This window comes from Plesiomonas sp. (assembly GCF_051652165.1).
Classification (GTDB): domain Bacteria; phylum Pseudomonadota; class Gammaproteobacteria; order Enterobacterales; family CAMTGL01; genus Plesiomonas.
The window spans coordinates 26593-47928 of record NZ_JBOFTR010000004.1 but is presented as its reverse complement, the minus strand read 5'-3'; the positions used below and the strand labels follow the sequence as shown (position 1 = coordinate 47928).

At 43.1% G+C, this 21336-nt stretch carries 18 protein-coding genes; 14 read left to right on the top strand and 4 right to left on the bottom strand.

Annotated features, from left to right (window positions below; all coding sequences use genetic code 11):
* Positions 1-6: 6 nt before the first annotated feature.
* The 3 genes from ACRC53_RS02815 to ACRC53_RS02805 all read left to right on the top strand — a co-directional run bounded on the left by ACRC53_RS02815 (position 7) and on the right by ACRC53_RS02805 (position 3046).
* Positions 7-906: a TIGR01777 family oxidoreductase gene (locus tag ACRC53_RS02815; protein ID WP_438642057.1), complete on the top strand. Its 900-nt coding sequence runs from the start codon at positions 7-9 to the stop codon at positions 904-906.
* 316 nt (positions 907-1222) lie between these two features.
* Positions 1223-2050, top strand: coding sequence for an SDR family oxidoreductase (locus tag ACRC53_RS02810; RefSeq protein ID WP_438642487.1), 828 nt, complete (start codon positions 1223-1225; stop codon positions 2048-2050).
* Between the two features lie 111 nt (positions 2051-2161).
* Complete coding sequence (locus ACRC53_RS02805; protein ID WP_438642056.1) at positions 2162-3046, top strand: tetratricopeptide repeat protein; 885 nt, start codon at positions 2162-2164, stop codon at positions 3044-3046.
* Positions 3047-3183: 137 nt separating this feature from the next.
* Here ACRC53_RS02805 and ACRC53_RS02800 read toward each other — a convergent pair whose 3' ends face one another.
* On the bottom strand, positions 3184-4095 hold the full coding sequence (locus tag ACRC53_RS02800) for a LysR substrate-binding domain-containing protein (protein WP_438642055.1): 912 nt from the start codon (positions 4093-4095) through the stop codon (positions 3184-3186).
* A gap of 186 nt (positions 4096-4281) precedes the next feature.
* Here ACRC53_RS02800 and ACRC53_RS02795 point away from each other — a divergent pair, with 186 nt between their 5' ends.
* Positions 4282-5283 (top strand): TDT family transporter, encoded by a 1002-nt coding sequence (locus ACRC53_RS02795; protein ID WP_438642054.1) that lies wholly within the window; start codon positions 4282-4284, stop codon positions 5281-5283.
* A gap of 116 nt (positions 5284-5399) precedes the next feature.
* Here the strand turns inward: ACRC53_RS02795 and cueR are convergent, their stop codons facing one another.
* Positions 5400-5876: a Cu(I)-responsive transcriptional regulator gene (gene cueR / locus ACRC53_RS02790; protein ID WP_438642053.1), complete on the bottom strand. Its 477-nt coding sequence runs from the start codon at positions 5874-5876 to the stop codon at positions 5400-5402.
* A 172-nt stretch (positions 5877-6048) separates the two neighbouring features.
* Between cueR and copA the strand changes: the two genes are divergently transcribed.
* The 4 genes from copA (at position 6049) to ACRC53_RS02770 (ending at position 11165) form a co-directional block, all read left to right on the top strand.
* Positions 6049-8967 carry a copper-exporting P-type ATPase CopA gene (gene copA / locus ACRC53_RS02785; RefSeq protein WP_438642052.1) on the top strand — a complete coding sequence of 973 codons (2919 nt, stop codon included), beginning with the start codon at positions 6049-6051 and terminating at the stop codon, positions 8965-8967.
* 12 nt (positions 8968-8979) lie between these two features.
* Positions 8980-9423: a DUF411 domain-containing protein gene (locus ACRC53_RS02780; protein WP_438642051.1), complete on the top strand. Its 444-nt coding sequence runs from the start codon at positions 8980-8982 to the stop codon at positions 9421-9423.
* 131 nt (positions 9424-9554) lie between these two features.
* A complete protein-coding gene (locus tag ACRC53_RS02775) occupies positions 9555-10391 on the top strand; it encodes a TraB/GumN family protein (RefSeq protein WP_438642050.1) in 837 nt (278 codons plus the stop codon).
* A gap of 267 nt (positions 10392-10658) precedes the next feature.
* Complete coding sequence (locus tag ACRC53_RS02770; RefSeq protein WP_438642049.1) at positions 10659-11165, top strand: YgjP-like metallopeptidase domain-containing protein; 507 nt, start codon at positions 10659-10661, stop codon at positions 11163-11165.
* A gap of 98 nt (positions 11166-11263) precedes the next feature.
* Here the strand turns inward: ACRC53_RS02770 and ACRC53_RS02765 are convergent, their stop codons facing one another.
* A complete protein-coding gene (locus ACRC53_RS02765; protein ID WP_438642048.1) occupies positions 11264-12001 on the bottom strand; it encodes a phosphatase in 738 nt (245 codons plus the stop codon).
* 194 nt (positions 12002-12195) lie between these two features.
* Positions 12196-13608, bottom strand: coding sequence for an amidohydrolase (locus ACRC53_RS02760; RefSeq protein WP_438642047.1), 1413 nt, complete (start codon positions 13606-13608; stop codon positions 12196-12198).
* Between the two features lie 763 nt (positions 13609-14371).
* On the opposite strand from ACRC53_RS02760, the gene mepS reads away from it, so the two are divergent.
* From mepS to ACRC53_RS02730, 6 genes are all read left to right on the top strand, one after another.
* Positions 14372-14959 carry a bifunctional murein DD-endopeptidase/murein LD-carboxypeptidase gene (mepS, locus tag ACRC53_RS02755; protein WP_438642046.1) on the top strand — a complete coding sequence of 196 codons (588 nt, stop codon included), beginning with the start codon at positions 14372-14374 and terminating at the stop codon, positions 14957-14959.
* Between the two features lie 146 nt (positions 14960-15105).
* On the top strand, positions 15106-17007 hold the full coding sequence (locus tag ACRC53_RS02750) for an extracellular solute-binding protein (protein ID WP_438642045.1): 1902 nt from the start codon (positions 15106-15108) through the stop codon (positions 17005-17007).
* 117 nt (positions 17008-17124) lie between these two features.
* Positions 17125-18216 carry a microcin C ABC transporter permease YejB gene (locus tag ACRC53_RS02745; protein ID WP_438642044.1) on the top strand — a complete coding sequence of 364 codons (1092 nt, stop codon included), beginning with the start codon at positions 17125-17127 and terminating at the stop codon, positions 18214-18216.
* Positions 18216-19244 carry an ABC transporter permease gene (locus ACRC53_RS02740; RefSeq protein ID WP_438642043.1) on the top strand — a complete coding sequence of 343 codons (1029 nt, stop codon included), beginning with the start codon at positions 18216-18218 and terminating at the stop codon, positions 19242-19244. The genes ACRC53_RS02745 and ACRC53_RS02740 overlap by 1 nt, the downstream gene beginning before the upstream one ends.
* Positions 19244-20887, top strand: a complete 1644-nt coding sequence (locus ACRC53_RS02735; RefSeq protein WP_438642042.1) for an ABC transporter ATP-binding protein — start codon at positions 19244-19246, stop codon at positions 20885-20887. Before ACRC53_RS02740 ends, ACRC53_RS02735 begins: the two co-directional genes overlap by 1 nt.
* A gap of 278 nt (positions 20888-21165) precedes the next feature.
* A complete protein-coding gene (locus tag ACRC53_RS02730) occupies positions 21166-21321 on the top strand; it encodes a hypothetical protein (RefSeq protein ID WP_438642041.1) in 156 nt (51 codons plus the stop codon).
* Positions 21322-21336: the final 15 nt, after the last annotated feature.

The window sequence follows — 21336 nt, the reverse complement described above, 5'->3', positions numbered from 1 at the left end:
TGTCCTATGAATATTCTGATCACCGGTGCTACAGGGCTTATTGGCCGGGCGCTGACCAAACAGCTCAAACGTGAACATCAGCTGACTATCTTAACGCGTGATATTGACAGCGCACGCTCAGTATTGGGCAGCAATATGGTGTTTTGGTCTACGCTCGATGATCGACAATCGCTTGATGGTATTGATGCTGTCATCAATCTTGCCGGCGAACCGATAGCCGATAAACGCTGGAGTGATTCCCATAAAACACTGTTGTGCCACAGCCGCTGGGATCTGACAGAAAAGCTCAGTATGCTGATAACACAAAGCAGTACGCCGCCGCATACGTTCTTATCTAGCTCGGCAGTAGGGTTTTACGGGCGACAAGGTGATCTGACGATTGAAGAGGACGATCTTCCGCACGATGAATTTACGCATCAGCTATGCGCGCGCTGGGAAGCGTTAGCATTACAGGCGCAAAGTGACAAAACGCGTGTTTGCCTGCTGCGCACCGGTATCGTGCTTGACGCACAAGGTGGCGCACTGGCCAAAATGCTGCCACCTTACCGCCTTGGTGCTGGTGGCCCTGCGGGCAGCGGTACACAGTATATGCCGTGGATCCACATTGATGATATGGTCGCGGCAATCTACTTTTTACTTGCTAACCCAACGCTACAAGGGCCGTTTAATATGACAGCGCCTTACCCAGCCCGAAACTATGATTTCAGCGAAACTCTAGCACGTGTACTGCATAAACCCCATATTATGAAAATTCCGGCTCTGGCACTGAATTTATCGATGGGTGAAATGGCCGTACTGATTTTATCAGGGCAAAAAGCCGTGCCAGCCAAACTGGAAAAGGCTGGCTTTGAATTTAAATTTACCGATTTACAGGCCGCACTGGCTGATTTATTACCACAACAATAGTGTTATAACAAAGATTGTATCGAACTAATACAAGGCGCTGAGTGCATAGAGTGCATAAGCTGTATACACTCAGCGGTATACCGTATGTTTCTTTATATGCTGCAATAACTGCAATGTTTTTTTATAGCTTGTTTATATCACACCGCACACTTGTTGTTATCGGTTATGCTATTGACTCGTCACTACTGCCTATTCATACCTCTAACTAAAAAATCATACCCTCTTTAGCAAACCATTAATGCTGTTGGCTTATCACTGCTGAGAAACGGATAACACCAAAATGGATAAATACCTAAATAGCAAAAAAACAGCTAAAATAGCAAAATCAATTTTGATTACTGGTTGCTCTTCTGGCATAGGATATGAAACTGCCATTGCGTTACAACACGCTGGCTATCAAGTTATTGCCAGTTGTCGCCATCTTGATGATGTTGCTCGGTTACAACGTGAAGGGTTAACCGCCATTCAACTTGATCTTACTGACAGTGAAAGTATTGCCCGTGCAGTAGAAAAAACCCTCGCATTAACCGGAGGCACACTGTATGCCCTATTCAATAATGGCGCATATGGGCAACTCGGTGCGGTTGAAGATCTCTCGCGCGCAGCACTGCGTGAGCAATTTGAAACAAACCTGTTTGGTTGGCATGAGCTAACAACATTAGTGCTACCTATCATGCGTCAACAAGGTACTGGGCGCATCATTCAAAATAGCTCGATTCTTGGGCTAGTCGCAATGAAATACCGTGGTGCTTATAATGCCAGTAAATTTGCACTAGAAGGGTTAACAGATACCTTACGCCTTGAACTTCGCGGTAGCCCAATCTTTATTAGCCTGATAGAACCAGGCCCCATTGCTACTCGCTTTCGCTCAAATGCACTAGCAGCTTTTTTACGCCATATAGATAATACGCGTAGCATACATAGCCACGCGTATGAAAAACATATTGAGCGCCTTTCAAAAACCCAAAGTACCAATCGCTTTACACTGCCAGCAAACGCTATTGTACCGCTAGTTCGCCACGCACTAGAAAGTGATCGCCCAAAAGCACGCTACACACTGACTACCCCCACTAAACTCTTTTCACTGTTGCGGCGTATATTACCAAATAGATGGCTTGATAACGTCTTGGCAAAAGGTGATTAACCCATTATCTAATACCTAAATACCAAGACCTACTGAAGCTCACTTGATACTGAACACATCCCACCCCATATTCTTATTATGAAAATAATGCATTAGTTTTTGAGGGTTATTATGGAAAACAACCAGACAGACACTAGCTTTGCTAATATGTCGTACATTATTGATGTTACTGATGCCAACTTGCACGATATTCTAGAAGCCGCACAAACAAAACCGGTGGTGTTCGATTTTTGGGCAGAGTGGTGTTCACACTGTAAAACCTTACTGCCAATACTCGAAAAACTGGCTCACGAATATCAAGGGCAATTCATTTTGGCTAAAGTAGACTGTGATAAACAGCCTGCTGTTGCTTCCCAATTTGGTATTCGAAGCTTACCTACGGTGTATTTGTTTAAAAACGGTGAACCGATTGACGGTTTTCAGGGCGCATTACCTGAAAGCGAGATCCGCGAAAAACTACTACAAATTTTACCACAGCAAGATGAAGTGAAACTTGAACAGGCCATTCAACTGCTCGGTGAGGGAAAACACCAAGAAGCGATTCCTGTTCTCCAAGAAGCATTAGTACTATCAAAAAATGCCAGTGATATTGCACTGCTGTTGGCTGAAACCTACCTTGTTACCCATCATATTGATGATTCCGAAGCGATATTAAATAGTATTCCACTGCAAGATCGCGATAGCCGCTGGCAAGGGCTTATCGCACAGATAGAGCTACATCGTCAGGCTGCTGATTCTCCAGAAATTCAGCAATTACAACGCGAAATGAGTAACGAACCAGAGAATGCAGAGTTAGCAATTAAATTAGCCTTACAGTTGCATCAGGTGAGCCGTAATGAAGAAGCCCTTTCATTATTGATGCGTTTTTTACGCAAAGATTTGGGTATCGCTAATGGGAATGTACGTAAGACACTCATGGATATTGTGACTGCACTTGGCAATACAGACTCACTTGCCTCACAGTATCGTCGTCAACTGTATGCACTACTCTACTAATAAAATAATGTATTTTATTAATGCCTAATCCATATTAGAAAATTATTTATAAACATCATGTTGTGATTGTTCCCTCTTTGTAAACCCCTGAGGGAATGATCACAAAATATCATCTAATGCTTTTTACTTATTACAACTTACTCTTGCATATGTGTATCAGGCCACTGCATACAAAAATCAAGAAAACAGCGTAAGAGTGGTGATACATACTTATCACGATGTACCGCTATTCGTAGTTGTCTTTGCGTAGGCAATGGAATAGGTAACTGACATAACGTACCGAGCATAATATCAGTTGTCAGTGCCACAGCAGGCATATATCCAATACCTAATCCCGCACGGCATGCACCTAAAATAGCTTCACTTTGATTTAGCTCTAACCGCAAATGCCACGAATCAAGATGCAGAGCAATGGCTTGATTAAAACTCTCGCGCGAACCAGAACCTAACTCACGCACAATCCAATACTGATCTTCAAAATCAGCTAACGTTAGCACACCTTGCTGCTGATACCGCAATGCCAGCGGATGTTGAGGTGAAACCACCAACCACATTTCGTCTTGCTGCCAATCGGTGAGCATCAATTGTGGATCATGCAGCCCCCCTTCAACCAGTGCAATGTCTAGCTCAAAACGCGTTAATTTGCCCACTAAAACATGTGTATTATCAATAATAATATGAGGTGCACATTCAGGATGACGGGCAATAAATGCACCTAGCATTGTCGGTAACATATAATTACCAATTGTATTACTCGCCCCGATATACAAACTCCCACTTAATTCAGTATCTTGTTTAAAAGTCTGCTCGATAAGCTGTGCCCGTTGCAACAGCTCATCTGCCATAGGCAATAAACGTTTACCTTGGCTGTTTAAATGCAGACGATTATTGACTCGATCAAACAAACGCTGGCCTAGCTGCCTCTCTAACTCTTGCAGTGCCATACTCAACGCAGGTTTGGTCAGAAACAACGCTTCCGACGCTTGTGTCATGTTTCCGTGCAGCGCAATCGCACTAAACACTTTGAGTTGCTTGAGTGTCAGACTCATTAATTCAACCTTCATGGTGAGTAGAATGCAACCAAATGCACCCAATTATTGCTTAGTTATTACAGATTTGCTGCATAAGTTTGCTGAACAGTTTTATTTAACAACACATTAAGTTTATTAAAATATTATTACTTAACGAATGCATATATCATAGATGACATTGAAATAAGACTCTCCGAGGCATCTATGATCCAGTCCATCCACAGAAGAATCAGTAAAGTTCCAACCCCCATGGCAGGATTAGCCTTGGGTATTGCAAGTGTTTTATGGTGTTGGGAAAACTTCACCCCTCTGAATGGAATGGCGCAACTCATCGGTGCAATTATCGGTGGAACAATGTTAGCTGTTTTAACCATTAAGTTTTTGTTGCACCCGCAACTGCTGCTTGATGATTTAGCACACCCTGTTGTAGGTAGTGTTGTACCAACATTTGCAATGGGCGTTATGGTGGTTTCAGCAACCGTTAGCCATCATGCTCCTGAAATTGGTATCGCATTATGGATTGCTGCAGTTGTACTGCATCTAATCTTTTTATCTGTATTTACAATACACCGAGCACGTGATTTCTCACTGCACCACATGGTTCCTAGCTGGTTCGTGCCCCCTATTGGTATTATTGTTGCCGCAGTGTCAGCACCACATACACCTGCACTGATTCATGTTGCACAGTACTTACAAAATTTTGGGATGATTTGCTATGCGATTATGCTACCACTGATGCTATATCGCTTCATCTTTACCCATAACGTGCCTGATGGTGCAAAACCTACTATTGCGATTATGGCAGCACCGGCGAGCCTCTCATTAGCAGGTTACTTAACTGTAATGAGCAACCCATCGCCTGTTATCGTTGCGCTATTGTTTGGTATCGCTATTTTAATGACAACGCTAATTTATTTGGCATTTTTCTCACTGTTGCGTCTGCCATTTAGCCCAGGTTATGCTGCCTTTACATTCCCAATGGCCATTGGTGCAACTGCTCTGTTTAAACTGAGTCATCTGCTACAAACATGGGGTGTTTCAGCTCAATATGTCAACCAAGTTCATATGCTTGCAAATATTGAACTGATTGTTGCTAGTGCGATTATTGCCTATGTTGCTGTACGTTATATCTGGAACTATTTGCCACGTGCAAATGATACCAAAGATGAAAGCCAAAAAGAGAGCATGATTCATAAAATGAGCTAAAGAGAACGTTTATAAACGTATTATCTAGCCTTATTGATCGCTTTTATTCGTATTGCTATATCATCCCTACACTCTGTGTGGGGATTTTTTTATCCTCTTTTCTATTTTATTGTTGCCTATTTATCAAGCTCACCAGATTGTTCTGCTATTGGATGACAACAAAGTAGTTGAGATACCTGTTGAACAACAGGCACATCAGACGGGTAAGAGAGCTGACTTAAACCTGATATAATCGGACACTCTGCTTTATCATCACCAGGGCACTCTTGTACTAATGTCGATAATATCCGACGCATCTGTGTTAAATCAGCAATTTGTTTATCAAGTTCAACAATTTTCTGTTCTGTTTTGACTTTAACATCTGCACTGCGTCGTGCTGGATTACGAAATAAATCCAGTAACTGAGCACACTCATCTAAACTAAAGCCAACTAACCGAGCTTGGCGTAATAACGTTAACTCCTCTTGATTTTTCTGCGAATAAACACGGTAACCATTATCTTGCCGCAACGGTATGACTAAGCCTTTATCCTCATAAAACCGTAATGTTTTTGCGGTTAAGCCCGTTAGTTTTGCGACCTCACTGATATTCATCTCTACTTACCTTCTTTACTGAGTTGATACTTTTCAGTAATAGCTCTTGACCTTCCCCTTGCTGTAACCTTTATCTTACTACACAGTGGTTAAAAAGAAGCGCATCTTTACAAAAGTGAGTGCTTCAACGCAGAGTGCTCTGTATGCACTCTTTACCAAAAGGAACAGACTTATGTCACATATTACGATCCTATCGCTTGACGGTCTTAGCTGCATGGGTTGTGTCAATAAAGTAAAAACTGCCCTCTTACAGCATGACAATATTACTGACGCAAAAGTTACCCGTACCTATGCGTGTGTTACGGGTAATGCCACAGTTGCTGAAATAATCAATAGCATTACTGACTTAGGATACAAAGCTCATACAGTAACCACCCCAACAATAGCACTGGCTCTACAAGGGCTTGCCTGTGAAAGTTGCATTAACAATACACGCCAAGCACTTGAGCAGGTTGATGGCGTAGTATTTGCCGATGTGGATAAAACATCAGCCCGTATTTACGGCGCAGTAGATAGCGCAACGTTAATCACCGCAGTACAAACCGCAGGCTACCAAGCTATTGAGGATAACGTAAAAAAGCCTGAGCCGGAGCACGTCAGCACATCTGCACGTACTTCGGCAGTAATACCGGTCGCACTGACTAACACAACTGAGAACATCAGCTCTGTTATCACACCCGTGCCCTTAGTGGCACGAGTGGCTATGCCGGTAGTTGCAGAAACCGTAATACAACCGGATCAGCCATTTACTGCTGTCATGGCCGAACCGACAGATATTGCTCATATCACCACAAATAAAATACACACTCCTCAACCAACACTGAGCGCACCAAATAATATAGGCTCTACTTCTCACATCGCTGAGAATGAAGCTATTCAGCTCATGCTAAACGGAATGAGCTGTGCAAGCTGCGTAAGCAAAGTACAAAATGCACTGCAAAATGTCAGCGGTGTGACACAAGCACGCGTCAATTTGGCTGAACGCACAGCATTGGTTATGGGTGCACCTGATCCTACCGCACTCGTACAAGCGGTTGCTGATGCAGGCTATGAAGCGGAAGTGGTGGTTGATGAAGCCCTGCGCCGAGAGAAACAGCAAAAATCAGCCGATGATACATTACGCCGTTTACGCTGGCAGTCAGTATTGGCATTGGGTACGGGTATTCCTCTGATGATCTGGGGGATGTTCGGCGATAACATGATGATCACCGCGAACAATCAAGGGTTATGGAAACTCTTAGGTATTTTGACGCTACTGGTTATGATTCTCACTGGGCGACACTTTTACACCAGTGCATGGCGTGCGTTGAAAAACGGTTCAGCAACAATGGATACACTGGTTGCGCTTGGTACGGGTGTTGCGTGGCTCTACTCAATGGTTGTCACACTTTGGCCACAATTTTTCCCGATTGAAGCCCGACACTTGTACTTTGAAGCCAGTACCATGATTATTGGCCTGATTAATATTGGGCATGCACTTGAGCAAAAGGCACGTTCACGATCGTCTGCCGCGTTAGAGCGTTTGCTCGATCTCACCCCTCCGACTGCCCGAGTCATCATCGAGGGCAGTGAACACATACTTCCGCTAGAACAAGTGCAAACTGGTATGATTTTACGCCTCACCACTGGAGATCGTGTACCGGTTGACGGCGACATACTCAGTGGCGAAGCATGGCTTGATGAAGCCATGCTAACAGGTGAGGCTATCCCACAACAAAAACAAGCTACAGATACCGTACATGCCGGTACTGTGGTGCAAGATGGTAGCGTTCTATTTACTGCTCGTGCCGTTGGTAGCCAAACAACTCTTTCACGTATTATCCATCTTGTGCGCAGTGCCCAAAGCAGCAAACCACAAATTGGCCGGATAGCGGATAAAATCTCTGCGGTCTTTGTTCCTGTGGTGATTGCCCTTGCGGTAATCAGTGGCGCTATTTGGTTCTTTGTTGGCCCACAACCACATATTGCTTATGCCCTCTCTATTACTACTACCGTATTGATCATTGCTTGCCCTTGTGCGCTAGGCCTAGCAACCCCAATGTCTATTATCTCTGGTGTAGGCCGTGCAGCAGAGTTTGGTGTACTCATTCGCGATGCTGATGCGCTGCAACAAGCAAGTAAAGTTGATACATTAGTTTTTGATAAAACCGGCACACTGACCGAAGGCCGACCAAAAGTCACCGCAATCACCACGCTCAATAACCACAGTGAAACAGAGGTATTGCAGTGGGCTGCAGCTCTCGAACAAGGCTCTAGTCATCCACTGGCGTTGGCTATTTTGCAAAAAGCCGATGGCCTTCACATCCCTGAAGTGGCCGAGTTTAAAACGCTACGTGGGTTAGGCGTACAAGCTGCAATAAATGGTCACTCTCTATTCTTGGGCAACCTAGCCTTAATGCAACAGCAACAAATTGATGTCGCGCATATCATCCCCGCCCTTGAACACACAGCAAGACAAGGTGCTACACCTGTTCTGCTCGCATGCGATCAACAACTTATTGCATTGTTTGCTATTCGTGATCCGCTGCGCAGTGACAGTATCAGTGCATTGCAACGCTTACGTGCAGAAGGATTTACACTGGTAATGCTCACTGGTGATAACCCACTCACTGCCGAAACTATCGCCCAAGAAGCGGGAATAGATCATGTTGTTGCCGGTGTGCTGCCTGATGGCAAAGCCGCAGAAATTCGCCGCTTGCAACAACAAGGTCAAGTGGTTGCCATGATTGGCGATGGCATTAACGATGCCCCAGCATTAGCTCAAGCTGATGTCGGTATTGCAATGGGAGGTGGCAGTGATGTGGCCATTGAAACTGCAGCAATGACTTTGATGCGTCACAGTTTACACGGTGTTGCTGATGCAATGTCACTATCACGGGCTGTATTGCGCAACATGAAACAAAACTTGTTTGGTGCATTCGTGTATAACTCGCTAGGTATTCCTGTTGCCGCAGGAATTTTATATCCATTTATCGGGCTACTGCTTAACCCGATTGTCGCAGGAGCGGCAATGGCACTCTCTTCCATTACGGTGGTTTCGAATGCCAATAGACTATTGCGCTTTACACCGCGCAACAGCCCAACAACATAATTAGGAATCAACATGAAACGTGCTCTTTTTGCTGCATCTTTAGCCTTAATTTCTGCTACTGCATCAGCAGCAACTGATATGACTATGTATAAATCCCCGTATTGTGGCTGCTGCTCTAAATGGGCAGAGTATATGCAAAAAGAGGGATTTAACGTTAAAACTGTGATGATGGAAGACAATGAGATGTACAAACTCAAAATGCAACACCACATCACCCCTGATTTAATGTCATGCCATACTGCTATTGTTGAAGGCTATGCCGTTGAAGGGCACGTACCGGCTGCTGATGTGCGTCGAATGCTCAAAGAAAAACCAGCGATTAGTGGCATCAGTACACCCGCAATGCCTATTGGTAGCCCAGGTATGGAACAAGGCGACCAAAAAGATCCTTATGTAGTTTTAGCCTTTGATGCACAAGGAAAACAAACACCTTACAGCCGACAAAATGGCGCATAAACATAACGTTAAACAGCATAGATAACCGTAGCGATAAACGGAAACAGAATTATTTACACAATGGGGCTTGCGGGAACTTTTCGTAGCCCCCATTTTCTGAAGTAGAGAATACTTTTTTCCGGAGCAACAGCATGAAAAAACTACTGACCCGATTAGCCTTATGGCTGGGTCTATTATCACCTCTAGCACAAGCCTATCCCGCTGTTGATGTCCGTCTTGATGATGTTGATCTCGAACTGGTTGGTAGTATTCACATGGCCAGTGATCGCCTCTCTACACTGCCCCCAGAGCTGCTGCGTAAACTCGATAATATCGATGCACTGATTGTAGAGGCAGATATCACTGCAGATACTCCGCTAACTAAAATTACACCACCAGAAAAACCACTTTCTGCCTTGCTCACTGCTTCTCAAATCAGCTTACTAAAACGCTATGCACAAGAAACGGGTATTTCTGTAGATTTACTTAATAGTCTACATCCATGGCAAGCAGCACTTACACTGCAAGCAATGCAAGCGCAAAAAATGGGGATGAAAGCAGAATACGGCGTTGATTACCAAATATTGAACTATGCTCGTCAGCGTGGTTTACCGATTATCGAACTTGAAGGCTCGCAAGCACAAATGAACATCCTTGAAACACTTGAGGATAATGGCCTACCACTGCTCATTGAAACACTTGAAGACTGGAATACCACCGCAGATACATTGCGTCAAGTTGAGGCATTATGGGTCAAGCCCAATGCTAATGAACCTACTTTACACACTATTCCTGATTTAGCTGAAGGTCTACATAGCCCACTGTTAGCCGAACGAAATCAAAAATGGGCTGATAAACTTAAAGGCATGCCTGCAGGTCGCTACATGGTTGTCGTAGGGGCATTACACCTGATAGGGAAAGATAACCTTCCGGAATTACTAAAAACACCGGTTACCACACCAACAGCGTATATAACCCGAAGTATATAATCTATTAATATTGTCTATAACGTGCTAAATGAGTATTAAGCACTCACAATGTATATATAACAGTGTATGGCACGTTTACAATTAAGTGCCAAATACCGCAATTATTCATTTAGGATATCAATATATCATCTTATGATAATATTACTCTGACTCAAAACCCCATGACCACTCGCCATTGGCTCAGTGATTCAAATACACACAAGCCTTTTTTATTGCTGATACTGCATGAATAGCAGATATTTGCCGTTATTCAGGAGCTCATCAGCTATGACTATCGAACTAAAATACCTCAATGGCTACTCTGACAGTCTAAAACAACAAGTCTTTCAGGTTATCGAAAAAGGGCAGCTTGGCCGTTTACTGCAAGAACGCTACCCTAATCCACACAATATCAACAATGATAAAGCACTGTATCAATATACTATGGCCCTGAAAAATGACTACCTGCGTAATGCACCGTCACTTAATCGCGTCTATTACGACAGCAAAATCAGTGTCATCAAACATGCTCTTGGTCTGCATACCTCTATTTCACGAGTGCAGGGAAACAAACTCAAAGCTAAAGCAGAAATTCAGATAGCGTCATTGTTTAAAGATGCACCAGCCGATTTTCTACGTATGATAGTTGTACATGAACTGGCCCACCTTCGTGAAAAAGATCATAACAAAGCTTTTTACCAATTGTGTCAGCACATTGAACCCCGTTACCACCAGCTAGAATTTGACGTTCGGCTGTATTTAACACACCTCGATCTCTTCGGGAAAATTAACTAAAAATTCACGAAAGCCGCAGTAAAAATAGCTTATGTTTTTATAAATAACACTGATCACGCAGTGCGTTACCCATATATTTCACCTCTCTAAGAGGGATATTAAAAATCTGCAAACTCCGAAATTGCAGGCTTTCCATGCATCTCTAAAAAATCGAGCAACTTACGGGGGGATGTATTTAATAACCGTGTATGCGGAAAATTAGCCGCATTAATTAAACGCAGTGAGTGCTCAAAATCACCCAAACTATAGGCAATGTGCGAGTCAGACCCCATCACCAGATAAGCGCCATGCCGTTTTGCTGCATCAATAATGGCCGGACACGTCAGCTCACTGCCCTGTCGTGAGACCACAAACGATGAATTATTCACCTCAAGCGCAACCCGATACTCTGCCGCAGCCTGCACAACCTCATCAACATGAATCGGAAATTTAGGGTTTCCTGGGTGAGTAATAATCTGAACTTTTCCGCTTTTAATCGTATTAATCAAAGCCTGTGTATGCACATCTTTGTCTTGCGGGATAAAGAAGGGATCATGCAGACCGGCCTGAATCAGATCCAACACCGCCCACATCTTGTCATTACAATCAATCTCACCGGCAACATTGCGAATATTAGCCTCAATACCGCGTAAAATACCGACACCCTCAACGACACGTGGCAATACCCGTAAATTCATAAAATGCCAGTGATGCGGAGAGTCAGCCGTTTCAGGGCCATGATCAGTGGTTGCAAATAGACGAATACCCTTGAGTTTAGCCTGTGCAATATAATCATGAATGGTACTGTACGCATGTGTACTCGCAACGGTGTGAGTATGTGTATCGACAGGAAACATCGGTAACTTCTCCTTGTTAAACAATAAACGCATTGCACTACATCTTGTCGTATTGACTCAAGAAACTCAGGTAGATTACACAGCTATTTCATGGATAAAAAGCAAAAAGCCCCAAATAGACTTCACTATTCAGGGCTCTCATTTACCTAACCTGTATATACATAGCTTACAAGCCAAACACATCAAAAACGTGGTTATTTAACAACTTCACCACTCTCCACCACGGTTTGACGCACTTTATCTGCAAATGCCAGTGCTTCTTTACGCACCGCATCTTCATCTAATGTCAGCACTTTACGATCTTGCATCAACACCTTGCCATCAACAATCGTGTGGCGAACATTCGCACCATACGCACCGTAAACCAGTGCAGCAAACGGGTTATACATTGGCACCATGTTTGGCGCTTTTGTATCAACAACAATCACATCCGCCAGCTTACCGTTTTCAAGAGAACCGATTTTATCTTCCATATGCAGAGCACGTGCCGACCCCATGGTCGCCATCTCAACAACCGTCAATGGTGGCATTGCTGCACGATCTTTGGTCGCCAATTTATGTACCTTCGCAACCTGACCTAACTCATCCATTGTGGTCAGCGTGTTCCCTGACATCGGGCCATCAGTCCCCAACCCAACGCGAACGCCTTTCTCCAGCATCTGAGTCACCGGAGCAACGCCTTTAGCTGACTTGATATTGGCACTCATATTGTGTGCCACACCCACATCGTACTTTTTCAGCAGATCGATATCTTTTTCATCAACCATAATCGCATGCGCAGCCAGCACTTTATTATTCAGCGCACCGATATCTGCCATATACTGCACGGGGCTTTTCCCGCCCGTACGTTTAGCAATCTCTTCCTGCTCACGATCTGTTTCGGCCAGATGAATCATCACCGGCACATCAAGCTCTTGAGACAATTTAGCAATCTTTTGCAGATGCTCGGTCGTATTGGTATACGGTGCATGCGGTGCAAAAGCCGGTGTAATACGTGGGTGATTTTTATACTGCTGAATAAAATTCACCGCATACTGAATGCCTTCATCCGCATTTTTTGCATCCGCAACCGGAAACTTGATCACCGACTCACCTAAAATGGCACGCATACCCGCTTTATCCACGGTTTTAGCCACTTCATCTTCGAAATAGTACATATCCGCATAGGTGGTCACCCCACCTTTAATCATCTCTATATTCGCCAAATTCGCACCAACCCGCACCATATCGCGCGAAACCATCTTATTTTCCAGCGGGAAAATATAGCGGTGTAAACGGTCTGGCACATCATCAGCTAACGAACGGAATACCGTCATCGAGGCATGAGTATGAGTATTAATCAGCCCAGGCATCACAATATCACCATCCACATCAAGCACCGTGGTTGCCTCGTACTGTTTTGCAACCTCAGGGCCACCCACTGCCACAATTTTGTTGCCCTTCACAACCACAGTACCTTGCTCAAATACACGGTTTTCAGCATTCATAGTGAGTACCGTAGCATCTGTGATCATTAAATCTGCTTTCTCTACAGCATAAGATGAAAATGAAACCGCCACAGATACAGCAGTAATCGTTAGGGCAAGAACAGATTTAGACAGCGACATGTTTACCTCAAATGAACAGAACTGTTACCGGAAACATGATACGTACTACGCACCGCTACGCAAACGATTACTCAAAGAGGAACAAGATAGCGTGATCAGTTTCACGCTCAGAGAATAAACTTATATGCTCAAGCTCACACTCTCCTCTTGTCTAGCAACCTGCGCAGCAATATACAAAGTGTCTATGCCTCTCATCAGAGAGTCTGCTATTCCTCTTTTACAGCTCTCACCGCCCCATAAAAAGCCGTAAAAATAACGTGTTTTTATTATGAAAGAGATACAAAAAACATGACATCAAAATCTATTTCAATCAAAATTTCGCATAATTATTCATGCAACGCTTATTTAACACTCCGGATAAACACAACAATGCCTCTTATCATAAAAAAACTTCAGGCTAACACCTTGAGGTTAATAGGTAAAAAATACGTAATAATTCTTCGCGAAGAGGAAATACATAGTAACGCAGATGCTCAATCAAACAACAAACGCATCATCTTGCATAAAAGAGTGCTCGAAATACCCTGCGTTTTTAGGTAGTATCGCGGTCCGTTGTGCATTTCGTGCTACAAAACTGTACAAAATGTGGAAAGATCTGAAAATAATGGCAGTCAATGTCCTGCATAAATGTGGGCAAGTGCACGTTTTAGAGATCTTTAATTTGCCCTAATGATGAGCAATTCGTAGTCTGAAAAACGTTGAGCTGATCTGTTTACCCATAACTCGATACATTCAATGGAATGAACAAAAGGAAATGTTACCAATGACAGAGGGTCCCTCGGCCTTTAACAAGGTCTTACGAACGCTGCCAATGGCAACCTTGATGCTTCTGCTTTCAGCGTGTAGCACAACAGCCACTAAAACACATACCAAGACTCATACTGATAAGAGTGCGGAAACGCATATATCGCAAGTACAGCAAGCTTCTCAGGCTGAGTTTGAAGAGTTAGTCAGCAATACGACAATTAATGTTAAAACACGCATTCTTGAGCAATTCTCTGAATGGCGTGGCGTGCGCTATCGATTAGGTGGTAATAGCAAGAAAGGCATTGATTGCTCTGCATTCGTACAACGTACTTTCTTTGAACAATTTGGGATTGAGCTTCCACGCTCTACCCGTGATCAGCAAACAACGGGCAAACTTATCAATAAAAAACATCTTCAACCCGGTGATCTTGTTTTATTTAAAACGGGCTCGACAGGTCGTCATGTTGGCATCTATATTGGTAATAGTAAGTTCGTCCACGCATCAACCAGTTCAGGGGTTATGATCTCGAACCTGAATGACGGTTACTGGAAGAACCGTTATCGTCAGGCTCGTCGTGTGATTTCTGTTAACGAAGCGACTTAACATTGCCGATCTAGCGTATGATTTTGCGAATCATATCAATGAAAATGTATTTTCAATGCGATCGTCAAAATAGATAGCCCGCTTTTTTCGTTATAAAATCTTATGCACATGCATGATGAGAAACTATAGCGAAAGGAGTGATTAAGATGTATTTTATCCGCCAATTCTATCTAGCTGCGCTGTCTACACTCTCTGTATGCAGCGTATTCTCAGTGAATGCGGCAACACTTAACACACCGGCTGTCAACACAGTGCAATATCAAAATATTGCGCATGATAATACCCATATCAATGCCGAAATTAATGATGGTTATGCTTTTGCTGCAATAGGCTCACCAAAATACGCCTCTGAATTTACTCAATTTGATTATGTAAACGCCGCTGCCCCTAAAGGCGGAAATATAACACTCCATGCAATTGGCACATTTGATAATTTTAACCGATTTGCCCAACGCGGCGTAGCGGCCATTGATACAGATACTCTTTACGATACACTGTTTACCCCTTCTGCCGACGAAATTGAGAGTTACTACCCACTCATTGCTGAAGTTGCCCGTTATCCGAGCAATTTTGCGTGGATGGAAGTGCGTATTAATCCGAACGCCCGCTTCCATGATAAACAGCCTATTCGCGCTGAAGATGTTGTATTTTCATTTTATAAATTCATGCAACAAGGTGTGCCACAATTTAAAACGTATTACCAAAATGTCCGCAATGTTGAAGCTATCTCTCCACTTACTGTTCGTTTTAATTTAAAACATCCTGATCGCGCACTGCTATTAAGTTTAATTGGCGGATTAAAAATTTTACCCAAACACTATTGGGAAAAACGCAATTTGGCCGAGCCACTCACAACCCCCCCTATTGGTAGTGGGCCATATACGATCAGCAAATTTGCGCTTGGCCAGTCAGTCACTTATCAACTACAATCTGATTACTGGGCAGCCAATCTTCCGGTAAATCGTGGACGATTCAATTTCAATACTATTCGCTATGACTATTATCGTGATGACACTGTTGCGCTAGAAGCGTTTAAAGCGGGTGAGTACGATTTTCGTGAAGAGAATGTCGCAAAATATTGGGCAACACTGTATACCGGCCCAAACTTCAACAAAGGCTATATTCTGCGTGAGACTATCCCCCATAAAACACCACAAGGTATGCAAGGGCTCGTCTTTAATACACAAAAACCACTGTTTAATCAGCGTAATGTCCGCGAAGCTATTAACTTAGCCTTTGATTTTGAATGGCTGAATAAAACCATGTTTTATAGCCAATATAATCGCACCCGTAGCTATTTTCAAAATACAGCCTATGAAGCGAAAGGCTTACCCTCAGAAGATGAGCTGGCAATTCTCTCTCCCTACAGAAGCCATGTTCCACAAGAGATATTCACAACCGAGTATCAGCCCGTAAGCTCTGACGGTTCAGGAAATAACCGCCCTAATTTGCGCAAAGCGATGCAACTACTAGAACAGTCAGGTTGGAAAGTTAAAAATGGTAAACTTGTGAATACAACCACTGGTCAGCCTTTTGAATTTGAACTATTAACGTATAACAGTACTAATGAGCGTATTGCTGCACCGTTACAACAAAATTTAGCTCGGTTAGGTATTACAATGAATATCCGTGTAGTGGATACTTCACAATATATCAATCGATTACGTAAACGTGACTTTGATATGATAGCCAGTGGGTATGCTGCATCGGCCTATCCGAGCCCAGATCTGAAACTAGCTTGGCATAGCAAATATATTGACTCTACCTATAATCTTGCGGGTGTCACTGACCATGTTATAGATACACTAACAGAATACATCGACCGCTCTCAGCATGATCCTAAACGTTTACTCGCACTCGGCCGTGTTCTTGATCGCATTTTACAATGGAATATGTTTGTGATCCCACAGTGGCACATGAGTAACTTTCGTATTGCCTATTGGGATAAATTTGGTAAACCAGAAATGCGCCCTGAATATGCACTTGGGTTTGATACATGGTGGGTCGATATCAATAAAGCAATGAAATTACCGGCCAAACGCCAATAAATTAAGGCTAATGGCATAACGTATTTTTATTACATTGTATAATTAATAAGAATTTAACTCCCTTTGGCCATTATTTCGGCCAGTTAGGTAGAAAATAACAAAGCAGGGAAATGCAATATGGCAACTTACTTATTGCGGCGATTACTCTTAATTATCCCAACGCTGTGGGCAATTATTACTGTTAATTTTTTTATTGTACAAATTGCTCCCGGTGGGCCAGTTGACCAAGCGATTGCCGCCATTCAATTACAAGATGCTGATGTTCTTGGCCGCTTTAATGGCAATGCAGGTGCTGAAGTGAATATTTCTAATACTCACGCACAAGAGAGTACATATCGCGGTTCACGAGGCTTAGATCCAGAAGTTGTTGCAGCAATTAAAACACGTTTTGGTTTTGATAAACCCTTGCATGAACGCTATTTTAGTATGTTGTGGGATTATCTGCGTTTTGATTTTGGTGATAGCCTATTTAAAGGAAGCTCTGTCACACAACTTATTATTGATAGATTACCTGTCTCTATCTCTATTGGCTTATGGAGCACACTGATTATTTACTTTGTTTCAATTCCTCTAGGAATAAAAAAAGCAGTACGCCACGGTTCAGTATTTGATATTTGGAGCAGCAGCCTAATCATTATCGGCAATGCTATTCCCGGTTTTTTATTTGCTATTTTATTGATTGTACTCTTCGCTGGGGGCAGTTATTTTGATTGGTTTCCTCTGCGTGGATTAGTTTCACAGAATTTTGATTCACTTTCATGGTATGGAAAAATAACCGACTACTTCTGGCATATGGCACTCCCCATTGTTGCCACCGTTATTGGCGGTTTTGCCACGCTCACCATGCTGACTAAAAACTCATTTCTTGATGAAATTCGCAAGCAATATGTCACCACTGCACGGGCAAAAGGCTTATCAGAAAAGAAAGTACTGTATAAACATGTTTTTCGTAATGCCATGCTGCTCATTATTGCCGGTTTTCCTGCCGCATTTATCAGCATGTTTTTTACTGGTTCAATGCTGATAGAAGTAATGTTTTCCCTTGAAGGTTTAGGGTTACTTGGTTTTGAAGCGACTATGCAGCGTGACTATCCTGTCATGTTTAGCACCCTTTACATATTCACTCTGCTTGGGTTGCTACTAGGTATTTTAAGTGACATAACCTATACCGCTGTAGATCCTCGAATTGACTTTGAGGCGCGCAAATAATGGCACTATTTAGCACATCAATAGCACAACAACGCTGGCAACGCTTTTGCGCGAATAAACGTGGTTATTGGTCGTTATGGTTGTTTATGCTGATCTTTATTATCAGCCTTGGTGCTGAATTTATCGCCAATGATAAACCGCTATTAGTTTATTATCGCGGAGATCTGTACGCCCCAGTATTTTCTAATTATACCGAAACCACCTTTGGTGGTGATTTTGAAACAGAAACAGATTACCGTGACCCTTATATCAGTGAAAAAATAGAACAACATGGCTGGATGCTGTGGCCATTAATCCGCTTTAGTTACAACACTATCAATTACAACTTGCAAACGGCTGCACCTTCTGCGCCAACCAATATCAACTGGTTAGGCACTGATGATAAAGGGCGTGATGTTCTTGCTCGTTTACTGTATGGCTTGCGTATTTCAATCTTATTTGGGTTTTCATTAACCTTTCTTTCAAGCATTATTGGTATTATTGTTGGCGCAGTGCAAGGCTATTATGGCGGGAAAATAGACTTGCTTGGACAGCGTTTCATTGAGGTTTGGTCAGGCATGCCGACCCTTTTTTTACTAATTATTTTATCTAGCATTGTTGAGCCTAACTTTTGGTGGCTGCTGGGTATTACTGTACTGTTTGGCTGGATGAATCTTGTTGGGGTTATTCGAGCCGAGTTTTTACGGGCCAGAAATTTTGACTATATCCGCGCAGCCCATGCAATGGGTATCCCCGATCATCTGATTATGTGGCGACATATTCTGCCTAATGCTATGGTGGCCACACTGACATTTTTGCCCTTCATTCTCAGCAGCTCTGTTACTACGCTCACTTCGCTCGATTTTCTTGGCTTTGGTTTACCTTTAGGTTCTCCCTCTTTAGGTGAGTTATTAGCGCAAGGTAAAGCTAACTTACAAGCCCCATGGCTTGGGATCTCCGCTTTTGTGGTGTTATCCCTGTTACTCTCTTTACTGGTCTTTATTGGTGAAGCATTGCGCGATGCCTATGACCCTCAAAAGGCGTATTGATGATGGATAACTGCAGCCACATAACGCACACGAATCAATCACCGGCCAATTCTCCCCTCATTGAGATCCGCAATCTGCATATCAATGTCAGGCAGGGAAAAACCGATACCACGCTGGTGCAGGATATCTCGCTCACCATTATGCGCGGGGAAACATTGGCTCTCGTCGGTGAAAGTGGATCGGGAAAATCTGTCACCGCCCTCTCCATTTTGCAACTGCATCCAGAGAGTGTGCACTATCCAAAAGGTGATATCACCTATGCCGGTAATAATCTGCTGCACAGCACCGAGCAACAATTGCGCGGGCTTCGGGGCAATAAAATTGGCATGATATTCCAAGAACCCATGGTTTCGCTCAATCCGCTGCATACGGTACAGCAACAGTTAGCTGAGTCACTCGATATTCATCAAGGCATCAGTGGCACACAGGCTGATACACTGATTTTGGCATGGTTACACAAAGTAGGCATCCGGCATCCGGAGAAAAAGCTATCGGCATTCCCCCACCAGCTTTCAGGTGGTGAACGTCAGCGTATTATGATTGCGATGGCGCTAATTAATGAACCCGATCTGCTGATTGCCGATGAGCCAACCACCGCACTCGATGTCTCGGTACAGGCACAGATCCTGACCTTGCTAAAACAGTTACAACGCGATCTCAATATGGCGATGCTGTTTATCACACATGATCTCAATATCGTAAAATCATTAGCAAACCGTGTTGCTGTCATGCGCCACGGGCAGATAGTAGAAACCGCAACCACAGCAGCACTGTTTTCTACCCCTAAACACCCCTATACACAGCAATTAATTCATGCCGAACCACGTGGAAAACCTATTCCAATCACTTCACCAGCCCCTGAACTGCTGCAAGTTGATAATTTACAGGTTTGGTTTCCAATAAAAAAAGGCTTTTTCAAACGTACCGTTGATCATATCAAAGCAGTAAATAACATTAGTTTTACCCTGCGCAAAGGTGAAAGCTTAGGGTTAGTTGGAGAGAGTGGATCTGGCAAAAGTACCTGTGGCCTCGCCCTATTACGCCTGATTGACGCACAAGGCAATATTGAGTTTGCTGATCATGCACTCAATACGTTTAACCGCAAACAGATGCTGCCTTACCGTTCACGTATTCAAATAATCTTTCAAGACCCATTTTCAGCACTCAGCCCACGTATGCCAGTGGGTGAAATTATTGCTGAAGGATTTAAACTGCACGCCAACCCCAGCCCTCAAACCTGTGAAGCCAGTGTCATCGCGATTATGCAAGAGGTAGGCTTAGACCCAGCAACCCGCCACCGCTATGCTTTTGAGTTTTCCGGTGGACAACGCCAGCGAATAGCTATTGCCCGTGCCTTAATTCTCAAGCCTCAACTCCTTATTTTAGATGAGCCCACTTCATCATTAGATCGAACCGTACAAGCCCAAATTCTTGATCTTTTAAAACAGTTACAACAAACACACTCACTCTCTTATCTCTTTATTAGCCATGATCTCACAGTTGTTAAAGCACTGTGTCACAGAATGCTTGTTTTAAAAGAGGGCTGCATTGTTGAAGAGGGTAAAACAGAGGATCTCTTTGCTCATCCAAAAGAAATTTATACTAAAATGCTCATTCAAGCAGTACACAACATTACTCTTTGATTTAAAATAACATTTCAAACAAACCAAATTAAAAAAATGTATTTTCCTGTATTCTTTTTAATATAAAGTCAGATGAATATGATGATCATGTGGCAAAATTTAATCGATAAATACTGTAAATGAATCACTTTTTGGTATTTTTTTATTTTGTTTATCGTTAAAATCTGTTAAATATTTCATACTATTTTTCTGTAATCCCATTCAAAACTCTCTTGCACAAGAGTAAACTTAATACGATTACTAAAATGAAACTCAGTTCTTGTGAACCAGAGGAATTTATGACTCCATTACCGGCTTATCATCGCAGTCGTCCTACCGCTTCACGTGTACGCCATAGTGTTGTTCAACCGCCAAAATCAAATCCTGCAGAGAAAACCACATCCACAATTCTCGCAAAAGAAGAGTCTAAGTCTGTTATTGAAAATAATAAGTAGCTTTTATTACCAAGC